Annotated in this window: 17 protein-coding genes and 1 riboswitch; of the genes, 1 reads left to right on the forward strand and 16 read right to left on the reverse strand. The window is 41.6% G+C overall.

All coding sequences use genetic code 11. The features are described 5' to 3' along the window. Positions 1 to 135: 135 nt before the first annotated feature. The 12 genes from ACYQ1I_RS03890 to buk form a co-directional block, all read right to left on the reverse strand. On the reverse strand, positions 136 to 789 hold the full coding sequence (locus ACYQ1I_RS03890; protein WP_459762566.1) for a 3-oxoacid CoA-transferase subunit B: 654 nt from the start codon (positions 787 to 789) through the stop codon (positions 136 to 138). 1 nt (position 790) lies between these two features. Further along, positions 791 to 1,444 carry a CoA transferase subunit A gene (locus ACYQ1I_RS03895; RefSeq protein WP_459762568.1) on the reverse strand — a complete coding sequence of 218 codons (654 nt, stop codon included), beginning with the start codon at positions 1,442 to 1,444 and terminating at the stop codon, positions 791 to 793. Positions 1,445 to 1,475: 31 nt separating this feature from the next. Then, entirely contained in the window at positions 1,476 to 1,775 is a 300-nt protein-coding gene (locus tag ACYQ1I_RS03900; protein ID WP_459762570.1) for an AtuA-related protein, read from the reverse strand. Positions 1,776 to 1,779: 4 nt separating this feature from the next. Continuing rightward, complete coding sequence (locus tag ACYQ1I_RS03905; protein ID WP_459762572.1) at positions 1,780 to 3,135, reverse strand: acyclic terpene utilization AtuA family protein; 1,356 nt, start codon at positions 3,133 to 3,135, stop codon at positions 1,780 to 1,782. Between the two features lie 43 nt (positions 3,136 to 3,178). Then, on the reverse strand, positions 3,179 to 4,474 hold the full coding sequence (locus ACYQ1I_RS03910) for a CitMHS family transporter (RefSeq protein WP_459762574.1): 1,296 nt from the start codon (positions 4,472 to 4,474) through the stop codon (positions 3,179 to 3,181). Positions 4,475 to 4,804: 330 nt separating this feature from the next. After that, positions 4,805 to 6,148: a sigma-54 interaction domain-containing protein gene (locus ACYQ1I_RS03915; protein WP_459762576.1), complete on the reverse strand. Its 1,344-nt coding sequence runs from the start codon at positions 6,146 to 6,148 to the stop codon at positions 4,805 to 4,807. A 233-nt stretch (positions 6,149 to 6,381) separates the two neighbouring features. Further along, positions 6,382 to 8,148 (reverse strand): methyl-accepting chemotaxis protein, encoded by a 1,767-nt coding sequence (locus ACYQ1I_RS03920; protein WP_459762578.1) that lies wholly within the window; start codon positions 8,146 to 8,148, stop codon positions 6,382 to 6,384. A 133-nt stretch (positions 8,149 to 8,281) separates the two neighbouring features. Further along, positions 8,282 to 8,370, reverse strand: a riboswitch (cyclic di-GMP riboswitch). 182 nt (positions 8,371 to 8,552) lie between these two features. Then, complete coding sequence (locus tag ACYQ1I_RS03925; RefSeq protein ID WP_459762580.1) at positions 8,553 to 9,083, reverse strand: 2-oxoacid:ferredoxin oxidoreductase subunit gamma family protein; 531 nt, start codon at positions 9,081 to 9,083, stop codon at positions 8,553 to 8,555. Continuing rightward, positions 9,080 to 9,832, reverse strand: a complete 753-nt coding sequence (locus ACYQ1I_RS03930) for a thiamine pyrophosphate-dependent enzyme (protein ID WP_459762582.1) — start codon at positions 9,830 to 9,832, stop codon at positions 9,080 to 9,082. The genes ACYQ1I_RS03925 and ACYQ1I_RS03930 overlap by 4 nt, the downstream gene beginning before the upstream one ends. A gap of 2 nt (positions 9,833 to 9,834) precedes the next feature. Continuing rightward, positions 9,835 to 10,899, reverse strand: coding sequence for a 3-methyl-2-oxobutanoate dehydrogenase subunit VorB (vorB, locus tag ACYQ1I_RS03935; protein ID WP_459762584.1), 1,065 nt, complete (start codon positions 10,897 to 10,899; stop codon positions 9,835 to 9,837). 22 nt (positions 10,900 to 10,921) lie between these two features. Beyond that, a complete protein-coding gene (locus ACYQ1I_RS03940; protein WP_459762586.1) occupies positions 10,922 to 11,125 on the reverse strand; it encodes a ferredoxin family protein in 204 nt (67 codons plus the stop codon). Between the two features lie 25 nt (positions 11,126 to 11,150). Beyond that, the gene (gene buk / locus ACYQ1I_RS03945) at positions 11,151 to 12,224 is read right to left on the reverse strand and encodes a butyrate kinase (RefSeq protein ID WP_459762588.1); all 1,074 of its coding nucleotides are present in this window, start codon (positions 12,222 to 12,224) and stop codon (positions 11,151 to 11,153) included. Positions 12,225 to 12,574: 350 nt separating this feature from the next. On the opposite strand from buk, the gene ACYQ1I_RS03950 reads away from it, so the two are divergent. Then, a complete protein-coding gene (locus ACYQ1I_RS03950) occupies positions 12,575 to 13,498 on the forward strand; it encodes a LysR family transcriptional regulator (protein WP_459762590.1) in 924 nt (307 codons plus the stop codon). A gap of 5 nt (positions 13,499 to 13,503) precedes the next feature. On the opposite strand, the gene ACYQ1I_RS03955 is transcribed toward ACYQ1I_RS03950, so the two are convergent. The 4 genes from ACYQ1I_RS03955 to ACYQ1I_RS03970 form a co-directional block, all read right to left on the reverse strand. Further along, the gene (locus tag ACYQ1I_RS03955; protein WP_459762592.1) at positions 13,504 to 14,862 is read right to left on the reverse strand and encodes an MATE family efflux transporter; all 1,359 of its coding nucleotides are present in this window, start codon (positions 14,860 to 14,862) and stop codon (positions 13,504 to 13,506) included. 202 nt (positions 14,863 to 15,064) lie between these two features. Beyond that, complete coding sequence (locus ACYQ1I_RS03960) at positions 15,065 to 16,078, reverse strand: nucleoid-associated protein (protein WP_459762594.1); 1,014 nt, start codon at positions 16,076 to 16,078, stop codon at positions 15,065 to 15,067. Between the two features lie 230 nt (positions 16,079 to 16,308). Further along, positions 16,309 to 17,208, reverse strand: coding sequence for a tetratricopeptide repeat protein (locus ACYQ1I_RS03965; RefSeq protein WP_459762596.1), 900 nt, complete (start codon positions 17,206 to 17,208; stop codon positions 16,309 to 16,311). Positions 17,209 to 17,535: 327 nt separating this feature from the next. After that, positions 17,536 to 18,354, reverse strand: coding sequence for an Mrp/NBP35 family ATP-binding protein (locus tag ACYQ1I_RS03970; protein WP_459762598.1), 819 nt, complete (start codon positions 18,352 to 18,354; stop codon positions 17,536 to 17,538). Positions 18,355 to 18,392 lie beyond the last annotated feature (38 nt).

The following is an 18,392-nucleotide window of genomic DNA, read 5'->3' on the forward strand; positions in this document are numbered from 1 at the left end:
TTTTACTGAATTTTTGTTCCAAGCAAGGCCCTTTTTTGAAGGCATACCAGGGGTACGTCAAGGAAAAGCAACGCTGCGTGGGACAAAAAAGCGGTGAAAGATGCCCTTGAGTGGGTTTTCAGACACGCCCTGAATTTAAGCCAGATTCATTTCTTTTAAATCCTTGGCTATGATCAATTCTGCCTCAGTCATGGACTGTACGTCCTCCACTGTAAACTGTGGATTGATTTCCTTTAAAACTAACCGCTGATTGACCACCTCCATTACACCCATTTCTGTAACAATTAGATTTACCTGTTCCTTAGCAGTCAAGGGCAATGTACAGTTCTTCATAATTTTTTTAGTTCCCTTGGCTGTATGAGTCATGGCCACAATTACTTTTTTAGCCCCCACTACTAAATCCATGGCGCCTCCCATACCGGGTACCATGGCACCAGGAACCATCCAATTGGCCAGGTTTCCCCTTTCATCCACCTGAAGGGCTCCCAGCACAGTAACATCCACATGGCCTCCTCTGATAATAGAAAAGGACATGGCACTATCAAAGTAAGCTGCCCCCGGCATCAGGGTAACCGGTTGGCCCCCCGCATTGGTTAGGTTTTTAATCTCCTGGCCCGGTGAAGGGGTTGGGCCCATACCTACAAACCCATTTTCTGATTGAAGCACCACTTCAATTTCCTGCGGAACATAGTTGGCCACCAGGGTAGGCAATCCAATGCCAAGATTAACAACATAGCCGTCCTTAAGCTCCTGGGCAACCCGCCTTGCTATCAGCTCCTTGATATTCATATTACCTTCCCCCCTTCACAATGGCATCCACAAAGATTCCCGGAGTCATGACATCGTTTGGATCAATAGTACCCACTGGTACAATTTCTTCGGCTTCAACAATCACTAAATCCGCTGCAGTGGCCATGATTGGGTTGAAGTTTCTGGCTGATTTGTCATAATAGATATTTCCCTTTTCGTCAACCCTTGCTCCCAGAATTAAAGCCACGTCAGCCCTCAGGGGAAGCTCCAATAAATATTCCCTTCCACCAAGGGTTATTTTTTCCTTCCCCTCTTCAACCACTGTACCAATTCCAGTGGGGGTTAAAAAGCCCCCCAGGCCTGCTCCACCACTTCTGATTCTCTCTGCCAATGTCCCCTGGGGAACCAGTTCGACTTCCATTTCTTTGTGATTCATTTGTCGTCCGGTTTCAGGATTGGTACCAATATGGGATACAATTACTTTCTTCGCCATCTTATTGGTGATTAGCTTTCCGATTCCAACCTCGGGAAAGGAGGTATCATTGGCAATGATGGTTAGATCTGTAATTTTCTTTTGGATCAGCCCGTCAATAAGTGTCTCTGGACTGCCAACCCCTAGGAAACCTCCAATCATAACCGTCATACCCCTTTTGATCATACCAAGGGCCCCTTCTAATTCAATTATTTTTTTCATTTCAATCACCTCATTTTCCCTTTAATAGATTTTATATTTCCATTTCCAGTAAAGCGCTACTTAAACTCTTTCCATGCTTATCCAGGGCCAGAGAGCGGGTAACACCGCCGCCAAGGGCCTTATCCATTACAAAATTCAAAGCCCCCAGTCTGGGAAGCTCGTAACGCTTCACCTCTCCTTGAACAATCTCCTTAAACCATTCCTTTACCTTTTCTTCTGTCACTTTTTCTCTCAACAATTCATAATCTTCTTCTCTGTAGGCAATCAGTGAAATGTTTGAAATGTTTCCCTTATCACCGGTTCTTGAATGGGCAATTTCCTTTAGCTTCATTATGTTATACCTCCCTGTAGATAACCTTAATTTTTATATGACTTCTTGGTATAAAAATAGATGCAATAGAGACAATTTCCTTTGCCGACTTGGTTGCTCCACCACCCCCGGCAGGTCCATTGGTATAGAGGGCCTCTACTTCATTGGCAATTTTTACGGCTTCGGCTTTCGTGGCAGTTCTTCCCGATACCCGCAACCTAACCTCGGTATTTTTTGGGGGTACTGTAAACATGCCGTTGCTAATATGCTCCTTATAAAGGGAATTGACGCCAATATAATCAACCCTTAATTCATCATATTTCACGCCGGTGCTGCCTAGTCTTTTGACGACAATTTCTGCCCCTAGCCTTGCCTTTTCATAGGCATTGCTTCCTCCATAGCTTATTTCTCCTTCTCCAATGAAGCAATCCTGATAGCCTATACTAACCTTTAAGGTATCGGTTTTAGGCTTTCCTGTGGCTCCTTTAATGAGCACACGATCCTTTCCAATTTGCTCCATGGTAATATTGGTATAGTCCGCCACACCATCGGGGGTAATGTAGGCGGCTGGGTCATGAATTTCATAGATTAACTGTTCCTTACAGGTGGCTGTAGTGACCTGTCCGCCGGTTCCTTCAACCTTTGTAATGACTACCTCCCCATCTTCGCTGATCTCTGCGATGGGAAACCCTAAATTCCAAAGTTCCGGTACATCTTTAAGGCCGGGGTCAGCAAAATAGCCTCCAGTGATTTGCCCTGCACATTCCAGTAAATGACCTGTCATAATTCCCTTTCCTATTCGATCGTAATCATCCTCTTTCACGTCAAATTCATACATAATTGGAGCCAAGACCAGGGAGGGATCAGCCACTCTGCCTGTTACAATGATATCTGCACCCTTTTTTAGGGCCTCTATGATTCCTTCTACTCCGATATAAGCATTGGCTGAAATAATCTTATTTTCAATTGCTTTCAATTTCGTATTTAATTCTAATACATCGTAATCCATATATTGTTGTATTCGATCGGATATATCGTCTCCCAAAACTGCAGCAATTTTTAGGCCTGTTATTCCCTTTTTAAGGGCGATCTCCCTAATCACTTCAGCTGCTGCCTCCGGGTTGGCGGAACCCATATTGGTAATCACTTTAACGGATTTTTCCTTTACTAAAGGCAATACCTGATCCATTCGATATTCCAGCAGTTCATTATAGCCCTTATTAGGATTTTTTAGTTTTTGCTCCTGGCCAATGGCAATGGTTCTCTCAGCCAGACATTCAAATATGATATAATCCAGGTTTCCTTTTTCCATAAGCGTTAGGGCCGGCTCCAGTCTGTCACCGGCATAGCCTGCTCCTGAGCCGATACGAATTGTCTTCATGTATAATTCCTCCAATCAGTTTTCTGGTACTAAACTCCTTTATTTATATTTCTATTACGCCCATGACAAGGGCAATAATCAGCATTACCATGGTGGTGGCAAAGGCATAGGGAATGGTTTTCTTTTGATGTTCCCCCAGGTCAACTCCGGTTAACCCCGTTAGCAGGAAGGTAGCTCCGGTTAAAGGGCTTACTGGAAAGCCAGTGGTCATTTGCCCCAAAATTGCTGCCCTGCCTACACTTAAGCCGGAAATTCCAAATTCCTTTGCTGCCTGGGAAAGTACCGGCATCACACCAAAATAAAAGGAATCTGGGTCAAATAGTAGGCTGGCCGGCATGGAAAAGATTCCAGTGATCAATGGGATAAACCTACCCATGGATGTTGGAATAATTGATACGGTAAAGGCCGCCATTTCTTTAATAATGCCAGAGCCCTGCATGATTCCAATGAAGGCCCCTGCTGCAAAGAGAATACTGGCCATCATAAGGGCGGCCTTGGCATGGGCATCAATTCGTTTTCTTTGATCCTCTACCCTTGGATAGTTGACAATCAGCGAGAATGAGAAGGCCAGCATAAATATGACTGTTGCCGGCAGCTTATCCATAATGAGTACAGCGATGGCCGCTATAATGGTGAGAATGTTGACAATGAACAGCTTAGGCCTTGCCAAGGCTAATTTTTCTTCGTCGATCTTACGATCGATTTGAATATTTTTATTGTTGTTAATGCTTAACCTTGATTTTTCCTGTTTACCCAGTAGAAATGCCACAAAGAGGACAAATATAATCCCGGCCAAAACAGGAATTAAAAGTGGATTAAATAATTCAACCACTGGTATTTCCAAAGCCGTTGATGCCCTAAGGGTTGGGCCTCCCCAGGGAACGACATTCATGGTTCCCGCTGCCAGGGCCACCACTGTAGCTAGGGTTGTTCGTCTCATACCCAGGGCATCGTAAAGGGGCAGCATGGCTGGAATCGTTACCAAAAAGGTAACTGCCCCAGAGCCGTCAAGATGGATCAGCATAGCTAATATGGCTGTACCGATGGCTATTTTTATTGGATCTTGGCCTACTATCTTTAATATTTTATTGATAATAGGTTCAAAGGTACCGGCATCGGTTAAGATACCAAAGAATAGGATCGCAAAGATAAACATGGTACCTGTTGGTGCAATGGATTTGATTCCGTCAATGATAAAGGTGCCCACTTCGGTTCCAAAGCCAGCAACAAAGGCAGCAATGGTTGGCACAACTACCAATGCTACAACCGGCGAAGCCTTTTTGGTCATAATCAGTGCTAAAAGAATGACAATAGTTAAAAAGCCAAGTAATGCAAGCATTCAAAATCCCTCCTATATTTTTTATTAGTCAATTTCGCTATGTTGCAACTGTTGTGCCAAAGGTCCTGATTTGTTAAAAATTTATTTTTCTTAATTCTTTTTTGCTGAAGTTGCAATGTCCTAAGCCTTTTCTTTCTTTGTCTTACGTTTTAATGATGGGCATTTTAAAAACAAGGGAGAGTAAAAATTTCTACATATTTAGAAATTTTTACTCTCCCTTGTTTTTATTTTTATAGAATGGCAGCTTTATCTACTGGAATATCTTCTTCCATATCAGTTTCTAAAATATTAGAATTAAAAGTTAAAATTTCTAAAATCTTAGAAAAACCATTATTCCTTTAGCTTATTGTACAGGGTTGCGAGGGAGATCCCCAGGGCCTGTGCCGCCTGTTTCTTCCCTTCTACTGTATTTCCATAGATGATCAGGGCTTTATTAATTTCCTGAAGCTCGGCCTGCCGGATCGCTTCATCCAATGATTTTAATTTAATAATATTCTTTTTGATGCCTTCTTTTTGTATGGCTTTGGGAAGATGATCAGCTTGTATTACCTCATCCTCCGCCATATTAATGGCAAATTCAATGGAATTTTTTAATTCTCTGATGTTACCGGGCCAATTATAATGATAAAGCATTGTCATGGCGTCCTGGGAAAGAGTTAAGCTCCTGTTGGTTTTACTGAGGAAATCTTTTAAAAAGCCTTCGGCCAGGGGCAAAATATCCTCTGGTCTTTCCCTTAAGGGTAAAATCGATATTGGCACCACTGCAATTCGATAAAACAGATCCTTTCTGAAGCTGCTTTCTTCAACCATCTTTTCCAGGGGTTTATTCGTGGCGCAAAGGAGCCTAATGTCAATGGAAATCTCGCTTAATCCCCCTAGACGGCGAATGGTTTTTTCTTGAAGGCTTCTTAGCAGCTTTGCCTGGAGTCCATAATTTATTTCTGAAATTTCATCCAGAAACAGGGTTCCTCCATTGGCAACCTCAAAAAGTCCAATCTTTCCTCCTTTTTTAGCCCCTGTAAAGGCCCCCTCTTCATAGCCGAATAGCTCACTTTCCAGCAGGTTACTTTCAAAGGAAGCACAGTTTACGGCAATAAAGGGCCCATTTTGTCGATCACTGGCTCCATGAATTGCATTGGCATAAAGCTCCTTTCCCGTACCACTTTCACCGGTTATTAGTACGTTGGAGTTGCTTAGGGCAATTTTCTTGGCTAATCTTTTTGTTTCAAGGGATTTAGGGTCTATACTAATTATATCTTCAAAGTCATACTTTGCCTTACCCATACGCTTTACATGCTTTTCCAATGTCTTAATCATCATATTGGATCGGTTTAATTCCTGGGACAGCTTATATACGTCATTTATTTCATTTAAGATTGAGATACCACCAATAATTTGATTGTTCTCTATAATTGGTACCATATTTACAATATATTCCGAATTACCTTCCCTCCGTGGTTTTCTTAAGATTTGATGGCCAGTTTTAATTACCTTGGGCAGTTGGGCACCGGGCCTGACTTCTGACAAGGGCCTGCCTATAATTTCTTCGGGCAGTACCCTCGTGATCCGAGTATAGGATGGATTGATATACCTGACAATACATGCCTGGTCTGCTATCAGCACACCAGCATAGAGGGAATCAAAAATGCTTTTTTCTAAACTGTTGATTTTCATATTGATCACTTCCTTCTCTTAGCCAAGGCCTAATTTCATCATTAATTGTATTATATACCAAATTAAAACTTAATAGCGTATATTTGAACAATGAACTTTGCTAATTGAATGATATTAGCAATGATGCTTTTTGTAATATGGCTGATTAATTGGATTAAAAATAGTAATAGGTATGCAAAAAAGGCACGACAGGTAATTTACCCTGCGTGCCTTTCAAATCTTAATGAATTTTCCTAAAGCTTGAATTGCTCGATTACATCCTCCAGTTCTATCGACAAGGATTTCAGCTGCTGCGCATGGTGAGAAACCTCTTCCACCGCCGCCAGCTGCTCTTCTGATGAGGCCGAAACCTCTTCCGTTGCTGCTGAAGTCTGCTGGGTTGATGCTGATATCTCTTGCATGATCACCACAATATCATCCTTCATTTGCTTCATGGTATTACTTTCACGATTAATTTCGTTAACCACCATGATCAGCTCCTCAATCGCATTGGATATTTCTTCAAAGACATTTCTGGTTTCGTCCACTGCATTGTTTTGCTCCCTTGAGGCTGCCCTTACCAATTCCATGGTTTTCACAGAGGAATTGGAATATTGATCGATTTCTTCTATAATACTGTTAATTTCGCTGACAGCATTGGCAGACTGCTCTGCCAGCTTCCTGATTTCCTCAGCCACCACAGCAAAGCCTTTACCTGCCTCACCAGCCCTGGCGGCCTCAATAGAGGCATTGAGTGCCAGTAAATTTGTCTGCTGGGAAATTTGAGTGATGGTATCTGTAATGACATGTATTTTACCGGTACTGTCATTTACCTTAAGGATTGCCTCGTTGATTTCTTCGGTCGCACGATTGCTGTCATCCTTCTTATGAATTAAGGTAGATACCTTTTCTAATCCCTTAGTACTGTAGCTTCCCGTTTCGGTTACTACATCATTCATATGGACAGCAGCATTATTGACATTTTCTATACTTGCAGATAATTGGTCCATTTTACTTACGGCATTTTCTGTACCCCTGGCTTCTTCTCCAACAGCCTGGGCAACCTCTTGAATGGTATAAGACACTTCATTAATGGCCCTGGAGGTTTCCTCCGTAATGGTGGCCAGGGAATCAGAAAATTTCATTACCGTAGAGGATGAATCTCTGGCAGTAGATATGAGCTTCTTCATATTGTCAAGCATTTCGTTGAAGGATTCGGCCAGTCTTCCTGTTTCATCGTTATTTTTCACTACAAGGGGTTCTATGATTAAATTGCCCTGGGCTACTTCCCCTAAGCCCTTGCTTATTTTATGGATTGGGTCAGTTAGATGCTTGGCAAATAAAATAATAGCAATGACTCCCAGTAAAATGGCCCCCACAATGATCAGTAATATTGCCTTAAGAATTGCATTGGAGCCCTGGTTATAATCACTCATATAGGAGCCGGCCGATACAATCCAGCCCCAGTGCGGATCCTGCTCCTGATATGAAATTTTTTCTCCTATTTGCTCCGAATCCGGTAAGGTCCAGGCATAGTACACGTATCCGCCGCCATTCCGGGCAATTTTAATTTGCTCTTGAACCAGCTTAAAGCCATTTCCACTTTTATCTTCAGCCTCCCAAACATTATCTCCCTCCAGTGTGGGATGGGCTACCTCCAAGCCATGTTCATCATAAATAATAAAGTAGCCATTTTGGCCCAAATCAATATTGCGATTAATCGGTCTTTTTCCTTCTGAATTCATAGGGCCTAACAGATAGGTTTTTACCTGTTCCTGGGCTGTCTCCAGGTCTATCAAGCCCAGCTTTACCTGTTCAGCCTTGGCATCGATCAGCTGCATAGCCTGTACGACACTGTTTTTAAGTATTACTTCCCCTTTTTTGTTAAGCTCGCTCTTTGCGATACCATAGCTGATCAAACCGGCGGCCAAAAGCGGTATTACCAAAAGAAGACACGACATGGTAATTAATTTGGTCTTTAAAGAACTTCGAATGCCTTTTTTCTGAATTTGTTTTTTCATTTTATACCTCCTCCTAGCTTTTATTTTATTAAAGGCAGACTTTTGCCCATTGTTTCCTTAAAGTAAATAAAAAAAGCAACCAATGCAGTTGCCTAATTTTCCCATTAAAGATATAGGTTAATCCTTAAAATATTTCGGCAATCTGGCAATCATAGATACAGCTGTACCCTTAGACCCATGACTTTGCGTCCTTTTCTTTCAAAAAGTTTGCTATTATCGATATTAAAAATGTTATATTCAATCATGACCTTCATTGTTGTTAAACTATAAATATGTTTTATTATAACAGTTAATACTAAACTTTACTACAATTTTTAAGCCCCTTTGACAACTTTCCTGATTACATGACAAAAAGCCCCGTCAGTCTACCGGGGCTTTTAATAATATTAAACAGCTTCAATATTCTATTGATACGAATAGCCTTTATTAATAGCCGTCAAATTGATTTCTAAAAGCTCTGGTCGCTTCTGGGTTAATTTTTTCATTGCCTTTTCTATCTTTTTAAAATCAATCAGCTTCAGGTTTGGTAAAAGGGCCCCCAGACAAACCATGTTGGCGATACTACTGTTCCCAATCTCATTAGCCAACTCTGTGGCAGGAATTTGAATAATTTTTATATCATCCCTTGTATGATCAATTTCAACGAGGGATGAATTTACTACCAGTACGCCTCCCGGCTTAATTCGTGACACAAATTTATCGTAGGCCGGCTTATTTAAGACAATACCGCAATCAGCATAGTCTATAACCGGAGAGTAAATTTCTTCATCAGATAATATTACTGAACAGTTGGCGGTTCCACCCCTCATTTCCGGGCCATAGGAGGGAATCCAGCAAAGTTTAAGATCTGACCCCATTCCTCCGTAGGCCAGGACCTTTCCCAGAAACATAACTCCTTGCCCACCAAAGCCAGCAAGTATTATTTTATCCATCATAGTTTATTCACCTCCTCGGTTGCTTTAAGCTCACCCATCTGATAAATCGGCATCATATTTTCCCGCAGCCATCTTAGGCTTTCAACAGGGCTCAATCCCCAGTTGGTAGGGCAGGTAGACAGGACACTGACCATGGCAAAGCCTAATCCGGCCTGTTGAACCTGGAAGGCCTTTTTGATAGCCTTTTTAGCCTGATTGATATTTTTGGGAGAATCCACTGAAACAGAGGCCACATAGACTGCACCCTGAAGATTTGCAATTAATTTTGGAAAATCCATAGGCACCCCTTCATGAACGGCATTTCTTCCATAGGGGCTTGTGGTGGTCTTCATCCCCTCCAGGGTTGTGGGGGCCATTTGACCTCCTGTCATACCATAAATACCATTATTTACCATAATCGAGGTGATTTTTTCTCCTCTGGCTGCGGCATGGATCGCATGCTGGGTTCCAATGGCGGCAATATCACCGTCTCCCTGATAGGTAAAGACCATCTTCTCTGGAAGGGCTCTTTTTATTCCTGTCCCCACAGCCTGGGCCCTACCATGGGCAGCCCCTACAAAGTCACAGCTGAAGAAATCCTGACAAAAACCTGCACAACCAACAGGGGAAACCCCAATGGTATCTTCAATAATATCCAGTTCCTCTAATACTTCGGCAATTAACCTCATGATGATTCCATGGGTACAGCCCGGGCAGAAGGAGAAAGGAACATCGGTCAGCCCTTTTGTTCTGCTGAATACTTTTTCCATCATTACACCTCCTCAGCCAAGCCAAATGTGGCTTCTACATAGTCTAGTATTTCATGCTCCGTAGGAAGCATGCCTCCTTGCCTGCGATACAGGTGTACTGGTACTTTGCATTCCACCGCCAGTTTAACATCCTCGATCATCTGGCCTGTATTAAGCTCTACGGTAACAATTCCCTTAATTTTTTCCTTATAGGGGGCAAAGGCCTTTTCAGGATAGGGCCACAGGGTGATGGGCCGAATTAATCCCAGCTTGATCCCCTTTTTTCGGGCATTCAATACAGTACTTTTACATATTCTGGCCGTTGTACCATAGCTGACCAATAGGTAGTCTGCATCGTCTGTATTGAATTCCTCCCAACGCTGCTCCTTTTCCTGTATATTTTTATATTTTGCTTCCCATTTTAAGTTATTGGCTTCTCCGATCTCATTGGTCAAGGAGTAGCTAGCTAATATACGTTTTTTCCTGCCTTTACAGCCATCTACCACCCAGCTTCGATCATATTCCATTGCTTTTGGCTTTTCCTTTAATAGCACCGGCTCCATGGTTTGCCCTAAAAACCCGTCGGTAAGCAGCAATACCGGGTTGCGATGCTGGTCGGCCAAGTCAAAGGCATCCATAGTAAAATCATAAAGCTCCTGGGCATTGGAAGGGGCCAATACGATTAAGCGATAATCTCCGTGACCACCTCCCTTGGTAGATTGAAAATAATCGGACTGGGCCGGACCCAAGCCTCCAAGCCCTGGCCCACATCGGTTTACATTGACAATCACCATGGGCAGTCCCACTGCCGCACTATAGGAGATCCCTTCTTGCTTTAAGCTGACTCCTGGGCTTGAAGAGGCTGTCATTACCCGGGTACCGGTACAGGCGGCCCCATAGCACATATTAATGGCTCCAATTTCATCCTCTGCCTGAAGTATACTTCCCCCATGCTTGGGGAGCTCCTTTGCCAAATACTCTATTATCTCTGTTGATGGTGTAATGGGATAGCCAAAAAATAATTTACATCCTGAACGAATGGCGGCTTCACCAATGATTTCATTACCCTTTAAGAGTACCTTTTCCATCTGTCTATTCGCTCCTTTCCATCTATTTATAAACCTCTATGGCAACATCGGGACAAACCGTTGCACAAAGGGTGCATCCTATACATTTATCCTGATCAATACAGTGAACTGTAAAATATCCCTTTGAATTTGTTTTTTTCCCTATTTCCAGTATTTTCTTCGGACAGGCATCTGTACATAGCCCACAGCTTTTACAGTATTCCTCTAATATCTTCACCTTGGCCATTTCTTTCCCTCCTTTTGAATTCATCTTATTGATAGGTTAATGCTTTTTCCTCGCCCTTCATTACCCTTAAGGCTCCGAAAGCAAGGGACTCCAGCTCCTCTTCCCCTGGAATCACCTCGACAGGGGCAATAAATTGAACCCGCCTGGTAATTCCTTCAACAACCCGCTTGGAATAGGCAATCCCCCCGGTTAAAACGATTCGATCCACTTCACCTAATAAAACTGTCGCCATGGCTCCGATTTCCTTAGCCACTTGATATATAAGGGCTTCTAAAACGAGGGCTGCTTTAGGATTTCCTGCATCAGCCATGGCCTCCACCTCCCTGGCATCCTTTGTGCCAAAATAGGAATAAAAGCCCCCCTTACTGCTAACCATGGCCTTAAGCTGGTCATAGCTGTACCTTCCTGAAAAACACAGCTTTACCAATTGATCTGCCGGTAGTCCACCGCAACGGTCAGGGCTGAAGGGGCCTTCAGCCTTGGCATTATTGACATCAATCATTTTACCCCTTCTGTGGGGGGTAACGGAAACCCCTGTTCCCAGATGAACTACCACTAAATTTACTTCTTCATAGCTGCTCCCCATTGCCTTAGCCACCTTGCGGGCAACGGCCTTCATATTTAAAGCGTGGGATAAGCTGATCCTTTCGATCTCTGCCAAGCCTGAAATTCTAGCTACGGATTCCATTTCATCAACTGAAACGGGATCGACTATAAAGGCCGGGATATTGAGCTGTCGGCCAAGATTGTAGGCCATTACAGCCCCCAGGTTTGATGCATGTTCCCCCCTTTCCGCCTTTTTTAAATCCTCCACCATAGCCTCATTAACCTCATAGGTGCCTCCTGCCAGGGGCTTTAACAACCCCCCTCGACCTACAATAGCAGTTAACGTCGCTATATCAATGGCTTCCTCCTTTAAAATATCCATTATCAGTTCTAATCGATAGGAATATTGGTCGAAGATACTGGGAGATTTGTCTAATTCCTGTGCTGAATGTTCAAGGGTTCTTTTGAATATTAAGCTTTCCTCTTCATAAAGTCCAATTTTTGTTGAGGTGGCACCGGGATTAATTGCAAGTATTTTGTTCAGGTGGGACATACCGCTTCCTCCTTTTGTATAATAATTGTATTCTATTTTTTGTTAACTTTACCTTTGAAGTATTGTAAAATATTCTTGAAATCAAAACAATTTTGTAACCATGAATGAAAACGTTTACATGTCCACTCCAAAAATTAATCCTTTAACGTTTTTTCCATTACCCTAGCCTTAAGTGGCAAAAGCCCTATATTATTAGAATACAGAAAATTGCTTCCATTGTGAAATATTAGAATGCTATATCAGTAATAAGTAAAACTGATTTATATTGAACAAAATAGATTAAAATGATATTATTTCTCATAGGAGGAGGAATCTTTTTAAAGAAATATTATGAAGGGAGTGAATAATCTATGGATATGCGGCAATTACGTTATTTTATTGCTGTGGCCGAAAAGTTGAATTTTACCGAAGCCGCTAAGGAACTGTTTATAGCCCAATCGGCTGTCAGTCAGCAAATTGCTGATCTTGAAAAGAAAATAGGCGTCAAGCTGTTTATCCGGAATAAACGATCTGTAAAACTCACCAGTGCAGGGGAGGTATTGCTGACGGAAGCTATCAATTTGGTAAAACGATCTGAGGAGGCAGTTGAAAAGACCCGCCAAGCTGAATTGGGCATTATTGGCAGCCTTCGGATTGGATTTTTAGGCTATACTGAAAGGAACTTTTTACCTTATTTGATAAGACAATTTCGTAAAAGCTACCCGAAGATAGATTTGAACCTAGATCAATACAATCACGGTCTATTAATAGAGTCCCTCAGCTCGGGTGAACTGGATGTGGGCTTTACCCTATCCTTTGGGTTAGATAATATTGGTGGACTTGAACGAAAAAAAATATCCACAGAGCCTATCTCAGTGGTTGTCCATTGTGAGCATCCCCTGGCCCTTCGTAAGCACATTAGTATTGCAGAATTGGCCCAGGAGCGCTTTATCGTTTTAAATCGAGAGGAATCTCCCCAGGGCTTGAATAAAACCCTATTGATGTGTGCTAATCACGGTTTTTTTCCCAATATTGTGGCTGAACCCAGATTAATTCATACTGTACTGCTATTGGTGGCAGCCGGTATCGGTATTGCTATTTTACCAAGAAGCCTTGAGGCTCAATCTAGTCCTAGCCTGCGCTTCATTCCCATAGAGGGGCACCATAATGAGGATGAACTGGTGGTGGCCTGGAGAAAGGTCAATTCAAATCCTACAATCCCTTTGTTTTTAGAGGAACTCAATGTTTTGCAAGAAAAACACAGGGGGGATTTCTCTAAAATCATCTTCTACTAAAAAGATTAAGTTTCATTCTTCTGAAATCCTCCCAAGGGCTTAAGATCAAGTGTCAGTCCAATTCCTGTTATTAGGGCCGAAGTGATATCGGCAAAGGGAGCCGCATAGAGAATACCCTCCAGACCATAATATTGAGGTAAAATTAACAGGGCTGGTATTAATAGAATTACCTGCCTAGTCATGGTAAGGAAGATTGCTGGCTTCACCTTACCTACAGCTTGAAAATAGCTGGCACTAACCATTTGAAAGCCAACAACGGGCAGGAAGAAAAACCATATGATCATAGCCCTTGAGCCAAAGCTGATCAAATCTTCATCTTGATTGAAAAGAGTGATTAGCTCCTTTGAATATATTCTTGTTCCCAAATAGGCCACCAGAGCGATGATGGTGGCGCTTAAAATTGCCCATTTCAAGGTTTCCTTGACCCGATGGTTTTTTTGGGCCCCGTAATTATAGCCTAATATTGGTTGGGCTCCTTGATTTATTCCAATGATGGGAAGCAGCATCAGGGTTTGAACACTATTAATGATTCCCATGGCAGATATGGCTACATCACCGCCATAAAAGGCAAGGCTTTTATTCAATATTATATTGAGAAGACTATTGGCAATCTGCATCAGAAAGGCCGGAATACCAGTGGCCATTATTTGGGCTGAAAGGTTCCAATCTAGTTTCATATTTTTAAAGCTGATTTTGTGGGAGCTTCTTTTTCCCATAAAGTAGTATATTACCCAAAGGGCTGAAAGACCTTGTCCTCCAATGGTGGCTAGTGCTGCCCCGGTCATCCCCCAACGGAAACGATAAATAAATATGGGGTCAAATATAATATTAAAGCCAGCTCCCAACAGCATGGATATCATGGCAATTTTCGGACTTCCATCGGCTCGGATAAAATTATTTCCTGCCATACTGATGCCTTGAAAGATTGCACCGAAAAGTACGATTCTCATATATTCTCCTGCATAGCTCATTACCTCGGGGCTGGCTCCGAATAATGCCAGAAGCTCCTCCAGAAATATTAATCCCGCCAGGGTGAATATAACTGAGACGATGATAATCAGTGTAGCAGCATTGCCCAGAATTTTTCCAGCTTCATGACTTTTATTCTCACCTAATCGAATGGAAAAAAGTGTTGCTCCGCCTATTCCAATTAACACAGACAGGGCCATCATGACCATGACAATGGGAAAGCTAATGGTAATTCCAGCCAGGCCAAGGGTTCCTAAATCAGCGCTATTTCCAATATAAATTCGATCAACAATATTGTAAAATGCATTAATTAGCATACCAATAATGGCAGGAATGGAGAATTTTTTCAGCAGGGTTGTGATCTTTTCTTCCCCTAATTGTTTTGATCTGTCCATTTTTCAATACCCCCTCCATCATTTGTCTAGTATCTATTTGTACAGCCCTCTGGGCTATTTTCGTTAAAGGGCCAATTACCTTATTATCATATAAGTTGATATGTAAGCTATTCTTATTAGCCTCTATAAAGGGGATAATAAAAAGAGGGCCCTTTGCCCCCAAATCATTTTATTATTATTTCCAACAAAATTATTTTCAATGTCACTTATAGCTGATGGAATTAATATTTTTAATGATGATCGATATGGTTCCATCAGGATGATTGATAAATTCCAGGTTATTGTTTTCATCCTCCAGTGATAGATTTATCTCAATCCCTGTATCGGTTTTAATTTTTCTTTTGTTAAAAACCTTTCGTACAGCCTCGTTATCGAGTTCTACCCTTTCTTCTATGAAACCAGATTTTTCAATATGCTCTCGATAAATATCCTTCATTTCATGGTTATTTCCAAAAACCTTTTCACTGATTTGAGGAATATCGATCTCTCCTGTTTCTTCAATGCTTTTTAATACTTCTTTACCAAATTGGTCGGATAGCTGTATGTCATGATTGCAAAACTTTTTATTAAATAGTTCAGTTGCCTTTTTTAGACCTTTGGCTTTTTGAAGGTCTGATAGCCTATTGTGGCACTTGAGAAAAAGTTGAGAAAAATAATATTGTTTTTCTCCATCCAGCTCATATTCCTTTTCTAATAGCTTTATATGCATATTATTCAAATTAATAACGGCTACCTCTTCAATTTTTTGACCATTCCCGGGAAGGGCTGTTTTCTGCTTAAGTATGCTATTGATTCTCCCATCCTCTGTATCCTCTGTATAATGAATATAGGAATACTTGTAATTACATTTTAATATTCCCAGGTAGCTTTCATCCATTGTTTCAAAAATACAAACCACCATGTCGGCAGCCGGTATGGTCACATGCTTTAGCATGATTTCGTAAAGGATCTTTGCCAGTGTAGAGGAGCCCTGTACAAAATAATCTACATCTTCTTTTATTCCTTCTATGGCTGTCTTAACCTCATATGCTTCATCACTAAAGGTAGCAGGCTTTAAATTGGGATCCTTCATTATTTTTTGAATATGGGTCTCTAAAAATTCATAGATATCAGTATTGGAAGGATGTTCAACGGTTGATAGAACCGGCATCCCTATATTGGGGTCAAGTATATGAACAATTGCTCTTTTTACCATTACATCTGCTTTTTCTTCCATTTAATCACCTCATCTTCTCTTCTGGAACCCTTTTATTATAACAATCAGCACCTTAACTTACAATGTCTGTTGTGAAAAAATAGAGTCCTCCTTTGAAGGTTTGTAGGTAGGCCTTCTTAAGAAGCATTATGGAAATAATTACTGATCCACAATTTATCGCAGTATACCTTTTCCTATGTATTATAAAAAAAATGTACCCTTAGCATCGGGTACAGAAAACCTAGTGTTGTTCATACAACCACTTTTCTAATTTTATTAAAATAGGACTTTCCGGCCTCAACCTCTCCATTGCCCAGCAGTAATTCTCCCAACATGCTGTAAATTTCAATTAATTCTCCAATGATCCCCTGGGATGCTGCCATGGTCTCAGCCTCCTTAAGCAAAGCGATTGAATGCTCTGTCTGGTCAAGGCGCTGATATAGCTTGGAAGCAATCAGCAGATGGTTGATGATATCGGCCTTTAAAACCATATCCTTTTTCAGTTCCTCGATGCTTTTTAGCAAGACCTGGGCCTCTGCCTCTCCTGTACTAAGTAATAGCTCTATCTCAATTAGCCTGACTCGCTGGACATGGTTTTTAGGAAGATTCTCAAGGGCTTTAAAGCGGTTTAAGGCATCCTTTAATCGAGAAAAATCTTTACTTTGATGATAGCATAAAATTTCAATATAACAGGCCTGCCCGTATATCTCGTCGGGTAGTTTAGATTTTTCTTGGATTAATTTTATAGCCTTATGACTATGATATAGGGCCTGATCAAGTATAGATAGCCGATAGCAGCATAGCCCCATCTCTATATGGCAACGGGCCATTTCATTTTGATCTCCTAGCTGAATACCGTATTCCAGGGCTTCACTGTGGCATTTTAAGGCATTCCGATATTCCCCACGGGCATATTGCCCTTTTCCAATTGCAAGCCATTCCTCCATTTTCATTTTAAGGTGTTCCGCCAATTCTTCCCTAATTCTCCGGTTAAGCTTTAGTTTCGTTTGACTTCTTACAGAGTCTTTAAATTCATTTGGATCGTCCTGGTAACCCCCGGCTGGATTTCTTTCTGTAAACAAATGTCCCACTGAATGTGTTTTGACGGTTCCCTCTTTTTCGTTAATCTCTAACATCAACAATTCAGTCATTTTTCTCTCTCCCTTTCTGAACCCCTAATACTTATATTTTCAACATATAAGGCATCATTCGTTACAACACCATGGGCATTTTATTTAATTAATAATTCTACAAATGTTTACTAACTCCTTCTTTTTCTTGTTTATCATTTTTATTTTTTCTAGCAAAATCATACTATCAGCCCAAATGATAATTATTGGAGCCATACCAATACTTTATTTAGAGGGTCAAATCATTATTCTTGACAATCAGTTCCAGTTACTAGTTGTAACAATTCTAAGTCATTATTTAAATAAAAGAAGGGCCTGAGCCCGGTACACTTACCGACTCAAGCCCTTCTAATCCATTAATTTCATCAGGTCTTTAGCTAATTCTAAGAATTGCTTACTCTCATATGTTTCAATCTCTCCTCGATCCGACAGGATTGTCAGCTCTCTGTCGATGGGAAAATGCCCCAAAAACCGCAAGCCTAACGCCTCTGATACTTCCTTTGTTTTTCCCTCTCCAAACAGATAATAGGCTTCAGGGTACCCTGGTGGCTGTACGTAGCTCATATTTTCTAATAGACCTATAATTGGAACTTCCATCTTGTTGGCCATAGCCACACCCTTCTCTACAATCATTTGCACCAATCCCTGGGGCGATGTTACCATTATGATCCCCTTTAATGGGATAGATTGCATGACCGTCAGGGCAACGTCCCCCGTTCCCGGCGGAAAGTCGATCAGCAAATAATCCAGTTTACCCCAATCTACCTCCTGCCAAAACTGCTTAATGACACCGCTGATCACAGGGCCTCTCCAAATCACCGGGTCAGTTTCCTTGGGAAGCAAAAGATTCATAGACATAATTTTGATTCCAGTTTTTGATAATACCGGCTTTATACCATCCTCTGTACCAATGGCGGGGCCTTCTACTCCAAAAAGTCTAGCAATGCTTGGTCCCATTATATCACCATCCAGTACCCCTACCTGGGCCCCACTTTTCCTTAAGGCCGATGCCAGTAAAGCGGTTACCGAGGATTTTCCAACGCCTCCTTTTCCACTCATAACGCCTATAATATGCTTAAATTCCCCCAGGTGATTTTCTTCTACCGTACATTGGGTAGTGCTGCATTTCCCATCTTTATAATGTTGGCAACCACTACATTTTTCCATTACTATACCTTCTTCCTTTATTAGTTATCTTAATTATT

The organism is Alkaliphilus crotonatoxidans, assembly GCF_054658015.1.

What these genes read in the sequence shown, in the direction of transcription:
- ACYQ1I_RS03915 (WP_459762576.1), bottom strand. Translation starts at nt 6,148, where the DNA reads ATGAAAATCAACAGTTTAGAAAAAAGCATTTTTGATTCCCTCTATGCT.
- ACYQ1I_RS03930 (WP_459762582.1), bottom strand. Translation starts at nt 9,832, where the DNA reads ATGGAAAAAGTATTCAGCAGAACAAAAGGGCTGACCGATGTTCCTTTC.
- ACYQ1I_RS03955 (WP_459762592.1), bottom strand. Translation starts at nt 14,862, where the DNA reads ATGGACAGATCAAAACAATTAGGGGAAGAAAAGATCACAACCCTGCTG.
- vorB (WP_459762584.1), bottom strand. Translation starts at nt 10,899, where the DNA reads ATGGAAAAGGTACTCTTAAAGGGTAATGAAATCATTGGTGAAGCCGCC.
- ACYQ1I_RS03910 (WP_459762574.1), bottom strand. Translation starts at nt 4,474, where the DNA reads ATGCTTGCATTACTTGGCTTTTTAACTATTGTCATTCTTTTAGCACTG.
- buk (WP_459762588.1), bottom strand. Translation starts at nt 12,224, where the DNA reads ATGTCCCACCTGAACAAAATACTTGCAATTAATCCCGGTGCCACCTCA.
- ACYQ1I_RS03905 (WP_459762572.1), bottom strand. Translation starts at nt 3,135, where the DNA reads ATGAAGACAATTCGTATCGGCTCAGGAGCAGGCTATGCCGGTGACAGA.
- ACYQ1I_RS03960 (WP_459762594.1), bottom strand. Translation starts at nt 16,078, where the DNA reads ATGGAAGAAAAAGCAGATGTAATGGTAAAAAGAGCAATTGTTCATATA.
- ACYQ1I_RS03895 (WP_459762568.1), bottom strand. Translation starts at nt 1,444, where the DNA reads ATGAAAAAAATAATTGAATTAGAAGGGGCCCTTGGTATGATCAAAAGG.
- ACYQ1I_RS03925 (WP_459762580.1), bottom strand. Translation starts at nt 9,083, where the DNA reads ATGATGGATAAAATAATACTTGCTGGCTTTGGTGGGCAAGGAGTTATG.
- ACYQ1I_RS03900 (WP_459762570.1), bottom strand. Translation starts at nt 1,775, where the DNA reads ATGAAGCTAAAGGAAATTGCCCATTCAAGAACCGGTGATAAGGGAAAC.
- ACYQ1I_RS03970 (WP_459762598.1), bottom strand. Translation starts at nt 18,354, where the DNA reads ATGGAAAAATGTAGTGGTTGCCAACATTATAAAGATGGGAAATGCAGC.
- ACYQ1I_RS03940 (WP_459762586.1), bottom strand. Translation starts at nt 11,125, where the DNA reads ATGGCCAAGGTGAAGATATTAGAGGAATACTGTAAAAGCTGTGGGCTA.
- ACYQ1I_RS03965 (WP_459762596.1), bottom strand. Translation starts at nt 17,208, where the DNA reads ATGACTGAATTGTTGATGTTAGAGATTAACGAAAAAGAGGGAACCGTC.
- ACYQ1I_RS03890 (WP_459762566.1), bottom strand. Translation starts at nt 789, where the DNA reads ATGAATATCAAGGAGCTGATAGCAAGGCGGGTTGCCCAGGAGCTTAAG.
- ACYQ1I_RS03950 (WP_459762590.1), top strand. Translation starts at nt 12,575, where the DNA reads ATGGATATGCGGCAATTACGTTATTTTATTGCTGTGGCCGAAAAGTTG.
- ACYQ1I_RS03920 (WP_459762578.1), bottom strand. Translation starts at nt 8,148, where the DNA reads ATGAAAAAACAAATTCAGAAAAAAGGCATTCGAAGTTCTTTAAAGACC.